General features: G+C 44.0%; 14 protein-coding genes and 1 pseudogene. 8 read left to right on the plus strand and 7 right to left on the minus strand.

Annotated features, from left to right (window positions below; all coding sequences use genetic code 11):
- The first annotated feature begins 87 nt into the window (after nt 1–87).
- A complete protein-coding gene (locus tag MAS10914_RS0103045) occupies nt 88–1,611 on the plus strand; it encodes an energy transducer TonB (RefSeq protein WP_017314427.1) in 1,524 nt (507 codons plus the stop codon).
- A gap of 230 nt (nt 1,612–1,841) precedes the next feature.
- Here the strand turns inward: MAS10914_RS0103045 and MAS10914_RS0103050 are convergent, their stop codons facing one another.
- From MAS10914_RS0103050 to rppA, 7 genes are all read right to left on the minus strand, one after another.
- Nucleotides 1,842–2,630, minus strand: coding sequence for a trypsin-like peptidase domain-containing protein (locus MAS10914_RS0103050; protein WP_026082301.1), 789 nt, complete (start codon nt 2,628–2,630; stop codon nt 1,842–1,844).
- Between the two features lie 78 nt (nt 2,631–2,708).
- Nucleotides 2,709–3,962, minus strand: coding sequence for a M28 family metallopeptidase (locus MAS10914_RS0103055; protein WP_033364908.1), 1,254 nt, complete (start codon nt 3,960–3,962; stop codon nt 2,709–2,711).
- 48 nt (nt 3,963–4,010) lie between these two features.
- Nucleotides 4,011–4,502, minus strand: coding sequence for a DUF6644 family protein (locus MAS10914_RS0103060; protein WP_017314430.1), 492 nt, complete (start codon nt 4,500–4,502; stop codon nt 4,011–4,013).
- A complete protein-coding gene (locus MAS10914_RS0103065) occupies nt 4,502–4,909 on the minus strand; it encodes a DUF6152 family protein (RefSeq protein WP_017314431.1) in 408 nt (135 codons plus the stop codon). The genes MAS10914_RS0103060 and MAS10914_RS0103065 overlap by 1 nt, the downstream gene beginning before the upstream one ends.
- 24 nt (nt 4,910–4,933) lie before the next feature.
- Nucleotides 4,934–5,278, minus strand: coding sequence for a DUF6152 family protein (locus tag MAS10914_RS0103070; RefSeq protein WP_026082303.1), 345 nt, complete (start codon nt 5,276–5,278; stop codon nt 4,934–4,936).
- A gap of 251 nt (nt 5,279–5,529) precedes the next feature.
- Nucleotides 5,530–6,810: a sensor histidine kinase gene (locus MAS10914_RS0103080; protein ID WP_017314433.1), complete on the minus strand. Its 1,281-nt coding sequence runs from the start codon at nt 6,808–6,810 to the stop codon at nt 5,530–5,532.
- A gap of 114 nt (nt 6,811–6,924) precedes the next feature.
- Complete coding sequence (gene rppA / locus MAS10914_RS0103090; protein WP_017314435.1) at nt 6,925–7,602, minus strand: two-component system response regulator RppA; 678 nt, start codon at nt 7,600–7,602, stop codon at nt 6,925–6,927.
- A gap of 73 nt (nt 7,603–7,675) precedes the next feature.
- On the opposite strand from rppA, the gene MAS10914_RS0103095 reads away from it, so the two are divergent.
- The 7 genes and pseudogenes from MAS10914_RS0103095 (at nt 7,676) to MAS10914_RS0103120 (ending at nt 15,523) form a co-directional block, all read left to right on the plus strand.
- Nucleotides 7,676–8,080, plus strand: coding sequence for a hypothetical protein (locus tag MAS10914_RS0103095; RefSeq protein ID WP_017314436.1), 405 nt, complete (start codon nt 7,676–7,678; stop codon nt 8,078–8,080).
- A 169-nt stretch (nt 8,081–8,249) separates the two neighbouring features.
- Nucleotides 8,250–8,945, plus strand: a complete 696-nt coding sequence (locus MAS10914_RS34860) for a YIP1 family protein (protein ID WP_017314437.1) — start codon at nt 8,250–8,252, stop codon at nt 8,943–8,945.
- The gene (locus MAS10914_RS0103105; protein ID WP_017314438.1) at nt 8,942–11,842 is read left to right on the plus strand and encodes a hypothetical protein; all 2,901 of its coding nucleotides are present in this window, start codon (nt 8,942–8,944) and stop codon (nt 11,840–11,842) included. Before MAS10914_RS34860 ends, MAS10914_RS0103105 begins: the two co-directional genes overlap by 4 nt.
- 136 nt (nt 11,843–11,978) lie before the next feature.
- Nucleotides 11,979–12,572, plus strand: a complete 594-nt coding sequence (locus MAS10914_RS0103110; RefSeq protein WP_017314439.1) for a MarC family protein — start codon at nt 11,979–11,981, stop codon at nt 12,570–12,572.
- A 114-nt stretch (nt 12,573–12,686) separates the two neighbouring features.
- Nucleotides 12,687–12,847 (plus strand): annotated as a pseudogene (locus tag MAS10914_RS33870) (transposase); the annotation flags it as partial.
- A 166-nt stretch (nt 12,848–13,013) separates the two neighbouring features.
- Nucleotides 13,014–14,027, plus strand: a complete 1,014-nt coding sequence (locus tag MAS10914_RS0103115; protein ID WP_017314440.1) for a BMP family protein — start codon at nt 13,014–13,016, stop codon at nt 14,025–14,027.
- Nucleotides 14,024–15,523 carry an ABC transporter ATP-binding protein gene (locus tag MAS10914_RS0103120; protein WP_017314441.1) on the plus strand — a complete coding sequence of 500 codons (1,500 nt, stop codon included), beginning with the start codon at nt 14,024–14,026 and terminating at the stop codon, nt 15,521–15,523. Before MAS10914_RS0103115 ends, MAS10914_RS0103120 begins: the two co-directional genes overlap by 4 nt.
- The last annotated feature ends 47 nt before the right edge of the window (nt 15,524–15,570 follow it).

Below are 15,570 nucleotides of genomic sequence, written 5' to 3' on the forward strand. Positions count from 1 at the left end.
GTAAATGATTATCTTGATAGCCTAATTGACATGTGCTCGTAAATGTTTTAATCTTCCTAAGTTGCTGATAATGGGTAGCATTAAACTATGAGCTTTTCTAGTACAGCTGTAGAGCAACGGGGTAAAGAAGCAAGGGCGCTCAGGACGTTTCTTGCTTTTAGTCTGATAGGCTCATTAGGGTTGCATATCAGCGTACTGGCTTCGGGCATAGTCAATAATTTTTTGCAGAAAGTGCAAGAAATTGACGAAGAACCCATAGAATTTGTGGTTGTGGATCCGCCTGCGCCAAAACCAGTAGAAAAGCTTCAAGAGCCAGTAAAACTTCGTCAAGAAGCTCCGAAACCAAAGATTGTAGAGCCAATCAAACCCCAATCAGTTGAACAACCCAAACCAGTGCAGCCGAAGCAAACAGTCATAGTGCCGCCAAAGCCACCTGTGCCGCTTCCACCAGTGCAGCCGAAGCAAACAGTCATAGTGCCGCAAAAGCCACCTGTGCAGCCACAAAGAATTGTCACTGCACCACCAATAGAAAAGCCCAATCCAAAACCTCGAGCGGTCATTCCTCAGCCAACAAATACACAAAGCAAACCTGATCCTGCTCCAAAACCACAGAGTAATGAAAATTTGAACCAGACGCTGAGGGATTTGCAAAACTCCAAAGCTAGCCAGGGAGGTGGCGGTGGCGGTGGCGGTGGCGGGGGTAATAGTCCCCCTATTGCCACCGGTTCAGGAGATGGCATTGTAAGGTCTGGCACAGGTACTGGTACTGGCATTGGTTCCGGTGTCGGTTCAGGTATTGGTACTGGTTCAGGTTCAGGTATTGGTTCCGGTGTCGGTTCCGGTATTGGTTCAGGTATTGGTTCCGGCGTCGGTTCAGGTATTGGTTCCGGCGTCGGCTCAGGTATTGGTTCAGGTGTCGGCTCAGGTATTGGCAGTGGACAAGGAAGTGGTACTGGAGTCGCTACACGCCCAAGACCAAGAACCCCTGCTCCTTCAAAGTTAGATTTTGCAGATTGCGTCAAGTGTAACGTCAAGTACCCAGAAAGGGCTAAACGGCGAGGCATCGAAGGCAGACCAGGTGTTGCTTTTGATGTTGACCAAAGTGGTAATGTTAACAACGTCCGGCTTATCCGTTCTAGTGGTCACAAAGAGCTGGATGAAGCACTGCTAGATCAAGCAAGAGATTTTAAATTAAATTCTGCAGCTGCTGGCAGACAAAACGTACAATTATTTGCAAATTTCGCTATTGAGGGGTCACAGAATAACCGAGAAGCTCTGAGGCGTCAAAGAGAAAGACAAGAAAAACTAGAGGCTCAAAGACAAAGACAACAAGAAGAACAGAGAAACCGCGAAGCCTCCGCTAATGAGGAAGAAAGTTCTGGACGTAGAAGAAGACGAGCCATATCAACAACAAATCCAGAAGCACTCACCGAAACTACTACCGAAACCGAAACTAGGCGCAGGCGAGATATACCAAGTGCAACTACAGGGTCAAGTTCAGAACAAGCAACCCCAAAGCCAGCCACTTCAACTCAGCCACCAGAGCAAAGTTCTTCTTCCGAGAAAAATGATTTGCGCGAGCAATTACGTCTCCTTAACAGTGATCAGTGACCAGTGAACAGTGAACAGTGACCAAGGAACAGTGACCAAGGAACAGTGAGCAAAAACTGACAACTGATAACTGATAACTGGTAACTGGTAACTGGTAACTGGTCACTGATTCGGTCAGACATACAGCACATTGTTCGTGCGTGAAGTACAATGCTAAACTCTAAAAACCAGACACAGAGCCAATTTTACTTCTGAGTTCTGAGTTCTGACTTCTGAATTCTGCTATATAATTAACCTGCCTGAGCAATTAATTGGTTAGCAACCTGCTGCGCCAAGTTAATTGGAATTGCAAATCCCAGTCCTTGGGCACCTTGAATAATAGCAGTGTTCACACCAATGACTTGCCCTCGTTGATTCAGAAGTGGTCCACCTGAGTTACCAGGGTTAATCGCAGCATCTGTTTGAATAAACCCAACTCCCTGACCTCTAGAGCCAAAGGCACGGCTAGAACGGTCTGTTCCACTAATGATACCAACCGTTACGGTGTTGTCTAAACCTAGAGGGTTGCCAATCGCGATCGCCCATTCCCCAGGTTTCAACTGGTCGGAATTACCAAGACTGACTACAGGGAGATTGTTAGCCTGAATTTGGACAACTGCCACATCTGTTGCTCTATCTTCCCCTAAAACTTGACCTGTGAAGCTACGACCGTTTTTCAAAGTGACTGTCACTGTGTCTGCTCCACCTACAACGTGAGCGTTTGTCAGGATAAGACCATTCGACCTAATAATGAACCCTGAACCCGTCCCTCTTGCCACCCGTCTACCATACGTGTATGAATTTCTGAGTGTGCGCGTAGAGTCAATCCGCACCACGGCAGATCCAGTTCTTTCTACCGCAGAAGCAACAAAGTTATTATCTGTGTTGCCAATTGGCGCAGAGGGCAATTGAGCGATTGGTTGCTGAGACAGCACTGGATTTGTGGGCATCAAATGTGCCCCCAACATAGCTGTAGCAGCTCCAAAAGACACCAAAGATAAACTCGTTAAAGACTTTTTTAAAGAAAAAAGAGAAGACATTGCAGATTTCCTATAAATAATGAGGATGGTTTGACAAAAAATCATTGGAGACAAGCTCCGTTTTCCTCACCCACAAAATTAGTTAGCGTTCACAATCCGCTTAACAATATCCAACCCTACCTGAGTTGTTTCATCTAGCAGTTTTGGGTTGACCTTGTTGTCATTTGGCGTGTGATAGTTCGGCTCTTGACCTCGGTAAAAAAACAGGATGGGCACGCCCTTATCAGCAAACGGTGCATGGTCGCTACCGCCAAATGAGCCAAAGGTTTTTACCGCAGGGTCAAGATTTCGAGCAAATGCAGTTAAAGATGACGTACCACCAATCCCCAACTGGTCGTTTACCCCAACCATATCGAAATTGACCATAGCTTTCAGCCTTGAAAGAAACTGCGACTCAGCCTTATTGACAAAAGCTCGCGAACCGTGCAGCCCGTCTTCTTCACCATCAAAGGCGATAAACCAAGCTTGACGAGCAGTCGGAGTACGAGATAAATTGCGGGCAAGAGCCAGGACAACTGCTGTCCCCGAAGCATTATCGTTTGCTCCTGGAGAACCAGGTACTGAGTCATAGTGCCCACCCAGGATAATTTTTGGCTGAGTCACACCCTCAAGATGTGCAACAATATTGCGTCCAGTCACATCACGCCGCTGGGCGTTCACATTCAAACTGACATTGGGCGGTACACTTTGCACACGTTGAATCAAGGGATTTCCTTGCTCACCGGAAAGCGCCAGTACAGGAATTTTGACCTCCTCACCAAGCGTCCCGTATACATCACCTGGTTGATTGTTGACAATCACCAAACCAACAGCCCCCGCAGCAGCAGCGTTTTTCGCTTTTTCAGAAAAACGAATTTCACCGCGCCGGACAATGGCGATCGCACCCTTAACATTCACTGCTGCAAAATCCGCTTGGCGTCCGACATTGGGAACCGCTACCAGTGGTGCATTCAATTTTCCTGGGACTGTCCCATTGAGTGCTTTTCCCTTAATCGTCGTTCCGTCAACGGTGAGGTTTGAGCCTAAGTCTTGAAACTTTGAATAAGTAAAAGTTTGGACTTCAGTTACATAGCCAGCCTTGCGGTACTCGTCAACTAGATAAGCACTTGCTTTTTGCATAACTGGTGTACCAGCCACTCGCGGACCAAGATTCACTAAAGCTTGCACATCTGCAAAGGTGCGGTTGGATTCCTGAGTCTCAACGACAGCTTGAGACTGGATAACTTCTTTAGCACGATTTGGCTGGGCAACGCAAGCTGTAGGGAGTCCAACCAAAACAGCTACCAGCACCGTTTGTAACCATGATATTGATTTTAATTTCGTGTTCGTCACCTTTGTTCCTACAGTTATGAAAAGCGCGGTTGATACTGTCGCTGGTTCTTAAATGTATGCAATCAGGCGACCACAAATAATCACACTAGTCCAAAGAACAAGAGAAATGACTGCGATCGCCCTTACCACAACTGGAGTTCTCACACCCCGGTTCCAGAACTTAACGGATTTAAAAGCCACTTTGTGAAAAAAAGCCGCATTCAGCCCAGCAGCACACAACAGCAAAAGCTTCAGCCGAAAACCTGGATTTGCTGCTATTTCGGTGGCATCCACTGCAAACATCAGAAAACCTGACAGCACGACAACCGCAAAACTTAGGTAAGACCAAGGCAAGAGGTATCGTGCCATGTCTGTTACCAACATATGGCGGGAGAAACCAAGTAACCTGAAATCGAACAACGCAACTGAGCCAAAGACAATAGCTAGACTAAGAATGTGTAAAGTTTCGAGCATTGGGTAGAGCCATAGCCACTGGCGAATGACTGAGGACAAGGCACTGTTTTCTAACCACAGCCACCAGCTTGCATCAGCAATGTCCATTAGCGCAGTTCTACTGTTTGCTTACCTATAGTGATTCGTTCAGCCCGCATTTCGTTGGTATCACTGCGATGAGGATAGCCAACTAATCTCACTCGCTGTCCAACCTGCAAAGCGCCTTGGGCTAACCCACGTCTCTGCATTCGGGCAGGTGGTGCTAAAACTGCTTGCCATACTTTATTATCATCTGTTTTCACTTCTATTGTGGTGTGCGGATTCCCATAACTTATATTTTGGATTTCCCCAGAAAGGTTAAGCGTTTGCTCGTTGTTGTACTCACTCCAACCGTGGTGTGCGCTTGCATTTTCCGTTCCAGAAGCTAGGAAAGTTGCAATTGTTGCCGCAGTCAGCGCAGCCTGCACAAATCCTTTTTTAACCATGGCTTTGTTGACTTGTTGCTGATTATCCATGATTTGATTCCCCTACTGTTTTGCTCAGTTCACCTGCACTGTCTTTCCACCAATCGTGATTAGCGACGCGCCCATTTCGTTGGAACCATTGTAAGCAGGCCATCCTACCACAGTTGCACTAGAGCCAACCTTAAGAAAGTTCCGGGTTAATCCTCGTCGTTCGGCTTGGGTAGGAGATGGTAAGTCAATCTTCCACACTCGCCTGGAGTCTCCAGTTGTTTGAAGTCGCATACGAATGTGAGGACTTGCATATCTCACTGTTTTAATCACCCCTGTGATTGTGCGTGGATGTCCGACATCATAGGTTGTGTCATAACCGTGATGTGCCGCTACCTTTCCAGCAAAAGCAAGGCTCGCAACTACAGTCATTATGGTTAACCAAAAGAACTTAGAGCGTGCAATCATACGTTTGGCGGTGCTAAGTTTTGTGAAAGAATCCAGATGTGTTAAAGAACCCCACCCCCAACCCCAACAGAGCAAGCGGGGTTAGATTTTACGGTCATTGTGGATGATAAACCAAACATGATAGACAAACCTGTAAGATTCTTGTTACTTCTTAGTGTGATGGGCAAGTATGACAAAAAAATGTCACATGAAGGGTAAGATAAATTTTTCATCCTTCATACTTTCTGTGGTAGTTCGATTTGAAAGGTTGAACCTTGCCCAAGAAGACTTTTGGCAGTAATTTGTCCTCGGTGTGCCTGCACAATTTGCTGGGCAATTGCTAATCCTAAACCAAAACCACCCGTTTGACGCGATCGCGCTGTGTCTACGCGATAAAACCGTTCAAAGATATGGGGTAAATCTTCCTCAGGAATGCCAATTCCGTTATCTTCTACTTGAATAATGGCTCTGTGAGATTGTGTCAGGAGCCGTAGTGCAACTGTACCACCTTGGGGGGTGTACTTAAAAGCATTGCCAAGTAAATTTACAATAGCCTGTTTTAACAAATTTGGATCGGCTTTCAGGTTAACCGCTGACTCGGGTAAGTGAAAAGTGAAATTTAGATTTTGTCCTACTGCTTGTTGCTGATACTCTTGGGCTATGGGTCGCAGTAGTCCAACAAGGTCTATACTCTTGAGACTTGCGTTATCTAGCGGTCCATCCTGACGAGCAAGAAACAAGAGATTATTAATGAGATTGCTCATTGATTTAGCAATCTCCGCAATATTTTCTAGGCGAAAATGCTGCTCTAATTCATCCTGCGGAGGCATTAAAGCCACTTGTGCATTACTTAAAATAGCAGCAACGGGAGCGCGTAACTCATGGGAAGCATCAGCAGTAAAGCGTTGTAGTTGTTCGTAGGCTCGACGAGTTGGTTGCATAGCAAGTCCCCCCAGAAACCAACCGGTAATACCAATCGTACCTAAAGTCGCTGGTAATCCAAGTGTCAAAAATAACCTTGCTCGATTTAAGCTTTCACGTAGAGGAGTCAGAGGAACAGCAACTTGAATATAGCCTTTCAAGAAATTATCCTGTATAATTGGTAACGTTAATTCTCGAAACAATTCTTTTTTAGCACTGACCCCATCACGATTCCTACTGATTTTAATAGTTTGAAAACCAGGAGCAACAGTTAATTTTTTTGAACTAGACACCCCAGTAAAATCAACTAATTCTCCTTTGGCGTTGTACCAGCGGACATAAGCAAAGCCATTGTTAATTGGTGGGATATCACCAAAAATTGGAACATCCCTTCGCTCAAGCAGCCATCGTTTGTTATACAGCCGATACAGTGGATTTCTGGCAATAACTTTGCTATCAGCATAAAGTCTGTCATCAAAAGCCTGAAGCTGCTGCTGAACGACAAGGTAATATGCTATACCAGCAAATGCAATGAGGATGCTCCCCATCGATATTGTAAATAAGTAAGTCAGATTACGACGGCTACGAACAAACATAAATAAAGAGTCAAAAGTCAACAGTCATTAGTTCTCCCCCTACTCCCCCTACTCCCCCTACTCCCCCTACTCCCCCTACTCCCCCTACTCCCCCTACTCCCCCTACTCCCCATCTCATTTTTCGGGAACATTCAGCCGATAACCCATACCATAGACATTTTCTAACCAATCTTTGGCTCCAACGGTTTGTAAGCGCTGTCGTAGGCGGCGCACCAGTGTTGTCACAGCATTACTTTCTGGTTCTGTCCCCCATCCCCAAAGAGCCTGTTCTATTTGATTGTGAGATAGAATTTGACGAGGATGACGCATGAGATACTCCATCAATTGAAATTCTCTACCGGATAATTGAGCTGTGGCTTGATTTCGCTCAATAGTTAAGTTATTCAAATCCAGATGTAAATCTATCAAAGAAAGTTTGTCTCCTTGCCAAAGTGGGGAGCGCCTTCTTAAGGCTCGCACTCGTGCGAGCAGTTCGACAATATCAACTGGTTTTACTAGATAATCATCTGCTCCAGCATCTAAACCATAAACTTTATCTAAAGTCGTGTCCTTAGCAGTTAGCATCAGTACTGGGGAAGTTTTCCCACCTCGTCGATACTCCTGACAAAGGTCAACCCCACTGACTTTAGGAAGCATCCAGTCTAAAATCAGCAAGTCATAATCTTTTTGAGATAACAGCCACTGGGCTGTTTCTCCATCTTCTATGGCATCAATAATGTGTCCTGCTTTAGTGAGCGCAGCTCGCAGTGGCTCTAATTGGGCTGGATCATCTTCCACCAGTAAAATTAACATAGGGCAATCACTGCACTTGTTTTTTTCTTATCCTAATGTGCGTACTAGTCAGTAAAGTAAACATGGTTAATTTATGCTCCAATCCCGTTGGATTAAGATATTGCGTTCTTTGGGATTAGAGTTTTGGCTACCCCTACCATTGCTTGGATTAGCTTTTTGGGTGGGGGGCGGAGTTGTGATGGATGGGATATTGAGCCGCTCTGGTCAATCAACGAATCCCTTAAAGGTAGAGACCTTATCAGTAAAGCAACCTAGGACAATCGTACTATCAATCATAGCTGAAATAAAAAAGCATCAAGGTGTTTCTAGGGTCAGAGTTAAGACAGCTTCCAAAACGCTAAAAGAACTGGAATTTGAATTTCCGGTCACAGAACTGAGCCAACTAGAAGCAGCAATTAGCCAAGAGTTACGATTGCCAATTGATGATGTGAGGAAGTTGATGCGCTATAAAATAATTGCGGCTTACAGCGTTTTTTAGGTAAATGGACTACAATCTTGACCTCTCTCCTATAAGGAGAGAGGCTTACTCCCCAAGTGTTACTTTCACCTGAGATGTCAGATATTGCAACTTTTCTTCAAAATTCTAAAGTAAATTCAAATACAGTAGTACAACTAGAACAGTTATAAGCTTTTTCATCCCATTTGCCATGACACAGACCGCCCTTGACAGATTTTGGGAGCTTGTCTTCGGAGCGATCGCCTTGAACCCGGAAGCGTTTAAGCTGATTCAAACCCTACCGCAAAGTTCAATAGCAGCTTTATACATTGTACTCATTGCTGGATTTTCTCAGGCTGTCGGTCAGGGGCTGGTGCTATTTGTCAACCGCGTTAAACCACTTCGCTTTATCCTCAGCCTGTTCATAGCGTCTATGTTATTTGCATTCACCATTGGGTTTTGGGGCTTGAGTACATGGTTGGTGAGCGTCATACTATTCAATGCTAATATCCCGTATGGCATCGTGTGGTCCACACTGGGATTTGCCTATGCACCGCTGATGTTTAGTTTTTTAGTCGCATTGCCTTATTTGGGTGTGCCCATTCAAGTCTTGCTTTCTATTTGGACACTGTTAGGATTGGTGATGGGTTTGCGCGTCGCCTTTGGTCTTAGTGTTTGGCAAGCGCTTTGGTGCGGCGTGCTGGGATGGGTTGTCTTTCAGATTGTGCAGCGCAGCATTGGACGCCCAGTTGCAATACTTGGCAAGTGGCTGTCTAATACAGTCGCAGGGACACGGTTGGTCACAGATATGCAAGGACTGGAACAACTTCTGCAAGCAGGACCGCAGATGTTACGTAGGGATAACCAAACTAACGCTGGCGATAGAGGAGATAATCGCAAAGTATGAATGTGAAGCGAGTGAGTATATTTTTAGGAATTGTTTTCATTGCCCTACTTTGTACTCTCCTCTTCCCGCAACTGAGCCATTTATGGTTAGGTTGGTACAACACTTTGGGAAGTGCGTTGAAGCTCATAGTTGATTTATTACAGATTAGTTTTATTGCCATCCTCTTCGCCGGACTCCTGGTTCCCCTCGAAGCTTTGGGATGGTGGGCTGGGTGGTATGGTGATAAAATTAACACTGAGATCGACCCAGGAATATTAGAGGAAGCTATTCCACCGCAAACGGATGTTGTCCGTTATGTCATTTACCTTGATGGCATCGGTCAAGCTTCATCCAAGTACTTCCCAGATGGTGAGAAGTTTTTGAGTGAGTTAGCGGCAGTTTTGCCAGATAATATCGTGATCATTAGAGGACTCATACCCTACTCTGTCCTCAATCAACCACTCACAGAAAAGGGGATACTCTCGTCTTTTTGGCGCTTTGCCGAACGACTCAGTCAATCCAACACTGGCGGTATAGTCGGTGTTTTGCTTGCCTTGACGATCAATATTCGCAATCTGCTTGTTGTTGCGGTTTCCGCTGACCAACGCTTCGGACCCATCTATAACCAGGGGACGGCGCAGGTCATGTACAATAGCCTTGTTCACTACGGTTACAAACCTGGTAGCGCAGTCCCAGTGACACTGATTGGTTTCAGCGGTGGTGGACAGATAGCTATGGGAGCGCTTTCTTATCTCAAGCAAGCATTATCAGACGCACCTATTGAGGTTATTTCTTTAGCTGGTGTCATCAGCGGCAATAACAATGCATTGTTGGTAGACCATCTCTACCATCTTGTTGGTAACAAAGACCTCGTTGAGCGCTTGGGTCCAATTTTGTTTCCAAAGCGGTGGAAGCTCTTGTTCTTATCCTACTGGAACCGTGCCAAACGCATGGGCAAAATTAGTTTTGTTTCACTTGGTCCAGTGGGTCATATGGGTGCTGGGGGTCCTTTAGATGCCAACAAATTCTTAAAAGATGGTTGCAGCTATCTGCGCCAAACGGTTGACATCATGTCAAAAATTTTGCTAGAGGAGTATCCCTACAATCAAGAACTCGTTAAAAAGAAAATTAGCAATTACGAACGGTATCAGCAAGCGGCGTTTAATCGACCAGAATACTATCCTTTAAACCAGTCGGTCAACGCACAACTTTATCGACCAATCGCCTCTTGGATGGGACGCTTGATTTTGCCACCAAAAGAGCAACGTCAATTAGGTGTTCTGTTTGAAGTGCATCACGCAGATGCTAAACACAAACATTTGGTGGGAAAGGTTGTGTATTTGAAATGGATTGACGACCCCGAATCAAAAATATCAGTTCAGTCAACCAAAAAGGATGTTCACTTCAATGCGGAAGCACTATACAACTACACACAGGGGAAAATTGTTCCAATTCGCATCAATCATTGGCGTCAGGTGACTCCATTGGAGTCGCTGGCTGGTTCAAGACCCGATGATGATATTGTTGTGATACTGCGCGAGCCAGTTGCGGTTGAACAGAATGGAGAAACTGTCACCCTTTACGTTACCAGTGAACCTGTTCAAACTTCTGGTCGCTTTTATGGATTAGTGAAGTTTTTGCAGCCCATCCAACCAAGAAGCGAACAATTCCGGGTCGTACATTTCAATCGCGATTCCCGTCAGTTTGACTCTGTTGAGGAAGTCGTGCTTTTGCCTGAGGTAATTCCTTTTCATGAAGGCTTTTACCCCTCAACCAACCGCGATATTGAAAAGTCTCCCCTGAATGACACAGGTTGGTATATTTACGGTGCAAAAAATGCTTCTGGGATATTTGTTGTGCAGGCGCTAGCCCCGCGTGCTTTGTTACGAGTTCAACCCCAAGAGGTGATTGTTGGCAGGAAAGCAGCGCGTGAATATCTCAGAAAACGCTCCTGGGAGAATATTACCACGCATAAAGGACAAATACAATCTGTTCTTTTGAGTCGTAAAAGCATGGATATCCAGCAAGCAATGTCCCCTTGGCGTGAAGGGGACTGTGCCTTGGTTGTACACGTCTATGGCGGTATTGGCGGTAAAAAACGAGAAGCCGCAGCGAAAGCCCCTATCTATTTTGGTCATTTCGCCTACGGAGTAGCTGTGGTGGTGCGCGAACCCCTAACAGGTGAGTTACGCTTTGAGATTGAGTATCACCAAGTTTATTGCCACAATCGTGATGGGCTGATTGCAGGTAGGCTTTCTTGGATTCGTTATATAGGAGATCGCCAGTTTGGTTGGTTGGGGATTCGTCCCGTTTGCGATATTCTCATCAAAATAGATGCTCTCACACAAGACTACGATGTTGATGAAGTCAAGCGCCTACCATTGGGAGTTATCATGCGCCAACTGGAAATTATGACAGCGCGTTACCGCATTGGAGATGGCATGGGTGCAACTTATGTCGGTCCTGCAAACAACTGTGCTCAGGATTCTAACCAGGCAATCTATGCAGCAATTAGAGCCATTCAGGTTGCTATTCAATTCAATCCTACAGATATCCCGTATGCGATTAAAACCAATCCAGAGTTTAAAAATTGGTTACTTCGCCATCCCGAATATGCTACCAGCTTTAAGCAGTTGGTAAATTTAAGCACATCTCTCAGACATCAACTATTGCCCTTTGGGGTCGCACGGGCTGACTGGCAAAACACGACGACAACCATAGGGAGTTCTCTCGCGGACAGTCCTCTACAACAGGTTTTCAGAGCTTTAGTAAGTTGGCGAACCATTCTGCCTCGGAAGTCAGGCGATACTGTTACCCAGATCTTCCTCAAACAGGGAGCGTCTTTATGGATACTCAGCACCAGTCAGTTAGGTAACACCGACCCAGATATTGCAGCGATCGCTCCCTTCACCTTTTAGCATTTCACTCATTTTTTGGCTGAAAGGGCATCCATCATAACTCATATCATCTGGCTTTTAGTTTCACCTCTAAGTTATAGGAAATTCAACCGGATTTGGGGTATTTTTTTAGAATAAATAATAATTATGATCTGTTGTGAATATCTCGATTCTCGTAAAAACCTTTATTGCAGTCTTTGTTCTTGCAGATGCAGTGGGGAACATACCAATACTATTGGTTCTGACCAAGGGCATGGAACCAGAAAGCAGAAGCAGAGTTATAGATAAAGCCATAGTTGTGGCGATCGCAGTTCTTTTGCTCTTTGCGTTTGCAGGTAAATTTATATTAAGTTATTTAGATATCAGCTTAGGGTCATTGCGAGTCGCTGGGGGACTACTGCTATTGTTAATTGCCTTACAAATGCTTCAAGGAGACTTAGATACGCCTGTTATCGATCAAGAGCGTGATGTTGCAATTACTCCACTTGCCTTACCACTGCTAGCTGGACCAGGGACTCTGACAACAGTTATGCTCTTGATGTCAGAATCTCCCAGCCCACATATTAGCGTCATCGTGGGTATTGTAGGGGCAATGTTCGTCACTTGGTTGATTTTGCGTTTGGCAAACGGTATCGACAAGTGGATTGGTGTAGAAGGAGAGGTTATTATAACACAGCTTTTAGGTTTTTTACTAGCAGCACTTGCAGTGGAGATTGGCAGTGTGGGGATTAAGGAGTTGTTTTTGAGTTAGCTCAGATACACAGAGATACCAAAATCATAAGAATTCAGCACCCAGGAGTCAGAGCTAATTCGTAAAGAGAATCTAAAGATTCGTGTTGAGGTAATTCAAAGGAACTCGAAAACATTTGAGCGATTGCGGAAACGATGGATTGTGGAACGGACATTTGGGTGGCTTAATCGATTTCGGCGTTCTCGTCAACGGATTATGAGTTGTACACAGAGTTAAGTGAAGCAATGATTTATGGCTCATTGATTCGTTTGATGGTCAAGCGAATGGCATCTTAAGCTTTTGTTGACGAATCAATTCTCAGAGCCTCAACAGTTATCAGTCATCATTACAAGAAAATCTTGTTATCTGCTAAGAGCTATAATTTTACACTTTGTTGATACACTATCTATATATATTTTAAATTTATTAACTAAAAATCAAATTAATTCGGAAGATTTACATATGGTGATAAACTTTGGGAGACGGGAATTTTTATTAGCCTTATATGGTTCAGCTAGCTTTGGCACAACTTTTCTACTCAAAGCTTGTAGTAACCAGCAAACTACGACATCCACAACAGCAACTAATAGTGAAAATTTCAAAGTAGCGATCGCACTTCCTGGGGTGATCAGCGATCAAGCTTGGAACCAATCTGGTTATGAAGGCGTACAGTTAGCAAAACAAAAGCTAGGTGCAGAAACTGCTTATGTAGAACAAGTTGCACAAGCAGATCAAGCAGAAGCATTATTAGATTTTGCTCGTAAAGGCTACAATGTGGTATTTGCCCACGGTGGACAATTTGATGCAGCCATTGAACAAGTCGCACCCCAATTCCCAAACACATTTTTTGTGGCTGTTAATGGCGCTATCAAGGGTGAAAATATCGCCGCTTTACGAATAGATCATATGCAAGCTAGCTATTTGTGTGGAATTATTGGCGCATCAATCACAAAATCTAACAAATTAGCTTATATTGCCGGTCAAGAATTTGAAGCCACTCAGCAAGAATTACGTGGTTTGGAATTAGGAGCAAAATCAGTTAAGCCAAATATTCAAATTACGCCTACCTTCACTGGTGATTGGAATGATGTCGCTAAGGGCAAAGAAGCCACGCTTGCCTTAATTTCTTCTGGTGCTGATGTTATCTATCAATGGTTGGATAATGCTTCAGCATCTGTTTTGCAAGCAGCAAGTGATAAAGGAGTTTATGCTTTTGGTAATACGAAAGACCAATTAGAAGTTGCGCCCAAATCAGTTTTAACTAGTGCTGTCAAGCGCATGGATTTAGCAATAGCTTATTTGGCAGAACTTGCTAAACAAAAGCAATTAAAAGGTCAGATTTATTCTATTGGTTTGGAAAGACCCGATATTTTATCTTTAGGAAAATTTGGGGCAATGGTTCCTGAAACTGTGAAACAAAAAGTATTGAATACTAAACAGGACATAATTGCGAAAAAAATAACTTTTGAGAAATGACTTACTTACGTTTAGAAAAGATTACTAAAAGTTTTGGATCATTTCTTGCTAACGATAACATCAACTTAAATTTTGAAACAGGTAAAATCCACGCTATATTAGGCGAAAATGGCGCTGGAAAAACCACTTTAATGAATATTATTAGTGGTCTTTATCAACCTAATGATGGTCAAATTTACTTACGAGAAAAACCAGTAAAAATAGCCTCTCCTCATGAAGCGATTCAAATGGGTATAGGCATGATTTATCAACACTTTATGCTTGTACCACAGTTGACTGTTACAGAAAATATTATCCTGGGAACACAAAAGAATTGGCGTTTGGATCTACGTAAAAAACAAAGAGAAATTGCTGCTTTGTCTCAAAGTTATCGATTAGATGTTGATGTCTGTGCTAAAGTTGGAAACTTGCCTGTAGGTACGCAACAGCGAGTCGAAATTCTCAAACTCCTCTACCGCCAAGCTAAGTTATTAATTCTTGATGAACCTACAGCAGTTCTAACACCAACAGAAGTAGAGTCCTTATTCGGTATCTTGCGTCAACTAGCAGCTAATGGCAACGCAATAATTTTTATTAGTCATAAATTAGAAGAAGTCATGAACCTGTGTGACACAGTAACTGTGTTACGACGCGGGCAGATAGTAGCAAGTACGACAACACGACAAACAACGCCTCAAGAGTTAGCAGAATTTATGGTAGGGCGTGAGGTTTCTTTACAACTAGAGAAATCTCCAGTGTTGCCTGGAAAATTAGTATTATCTGTGCAAGGATTGGAAGTTGCAGATCAGCGTGGTATGATTGCCGTACACAATGTATCTTTCAATTTGCAAGCAGGCGAAATTCTGGGTATTGCTGGCGTAGATGGGAATGGACAGCGAGAATTGGCAGATGCAATAGCAGGAGTAAAAAGTATTAAGCGAGGGAGAATTGAGTTTGCAAATTCCTTGTTTAACAAAGCTGAGAGAATTATTGGCTATATCCCGGAAGATAGACAAAAAATGGGTTTAGTGTTGCAGTTTAGTATCGCTCAAAATTTGATTTTGAAGACTTTTAAGAAGTTGCCATTTTGTCGTCACTTTCTGTTGCAACCTGAAGCAATCAATCATAATGCTAAATCTGCAATACAAGAGTTTGATATTAGGGCTGCGCGGATTGGTGTCAAAGCAAGTCAATTATCGGGCGGAAATCAACAAAAGGTAGTACTAGCGCGGGAATTAGCAGGGGAACCACTGTTAATTGTGGCGATGCAACCGACACGGGGACTGGATGTGGGGGCGACACAAGCAGTACAACAGCGATTGTTGGTAGAAAGAGAACGAGGTGCGGCGATTTTGTATATTTCTACTGAATTAGAGGAAGTGATGGCAATAAGCGATCGCATTGCCGTAATGTACAAAGGTGAGTTCGTAGATATTTTGGATGCACAGAGGACGACAATAGAGGAGATTGGTTTTTTGATGGGGGGCGGGAAAAGAAGGGTGAAGGATGAACTGTGAAGTGTCAAGGTTGAAAATTTAACATTTCATACTTGAATGATTTATAC

It is taken from the genome of Mastigocladopsis repens PCC 10914, from assembly GCF_000315565.1.
GTDB lineage: Bacteria > Cyanobacteriota > Cyanobacteriia > Cyanobacteriales > Nostocaceae > Mastigocladopsis > Mastigocladopsis repens.

Bases quoted from the DNA above. Each gene is read 5' to 3' on its own strand.
- MAS10914_RS0103045 (WP_017314427.1), top strand. From the start codon at position 88: ATGAGCTTTTCTAGTACAGCTGTAGAGCAACGGGGTAAAGAAGCAAGG.
- MAS10914_RS0103050 (WP_026082301.1), bottom strand. From the start codon at position 2,630: ATGTCTTCTCTTTTTTCTTTAAAAAAGTCTTTAACGAGTTTATCTTTG.
- MAS10914_RS0103060 (WP_017314430.1), bottom strand. From the start codon at position 4,502: ATGGACATTGCTGATGCAAGCTGGTGGCTGTGGTTAGAAAACAGTGCC.
- MAS10914_RS0103065 (WP_017314431.1), bottom strand. From the start codon at position 4,909: ATGGATAATCAGCAACAAGTCAACAAAGCCATGGTTAAAAAAGGATTT.
- MAS10914_RS0103070 (WP_026082303.1), bottom strand. From the start codon at position 5,278: ATGACTGTAGTTGCGAGCCTTGCTTTTGCTGGAAAGGTAGCGGCACAT.
- MAS10914_RS0103080 (WP_017314433.1), bottom strand. From the start codon at position 6,810: ATGTTTGTTCGTAGCCGTCGTAATCTGACTTACTTATTTACAATATCG.
- rppA (WP_017314435.1), bottom strand. From the start codon at position 7,602: ATGTTAATTTTACTGGTGGAAGATGATCCAGCCCAATTAGAGCCACTG.
- MAS10914_RS0103095 (WP_017314436.1), top strand. From the start codon at position 7,676: ATGCTCCAATCCCGTTGGATTAAGATATTGCGTTCTTTGGGATTAGAG.
- MAS10914_RS34860 (WP_017314437.1), top strand. From the start codon at position 8,250: ATGACACAGACCGCCCTTGACAGATTTTGGGAGCTTGTCTTCGGAGCG.
- MAS10914_RS0103105 (WP_017314438.1), top strand. From the start codon at position 8,942: ATGAATGTGAAGCGAGTGAGTATATTTTTAGGAATTGTTTTCATTGCC.
- MAS10914_RS0103115 (WP_017314440.1), top strand. From the start codon at position 13,014: ATGGTGATAAACTTTGGGAGACGGGAATTTTTATTAGCCTTATATGGT.
- MAS10914_RS0103120 (WP_017314441.1), top strand. From the start codon at position 14,024: ATGACTTACTTACGTTTAGAAAAGATTACTAAAAGTTTTGGATCATTT.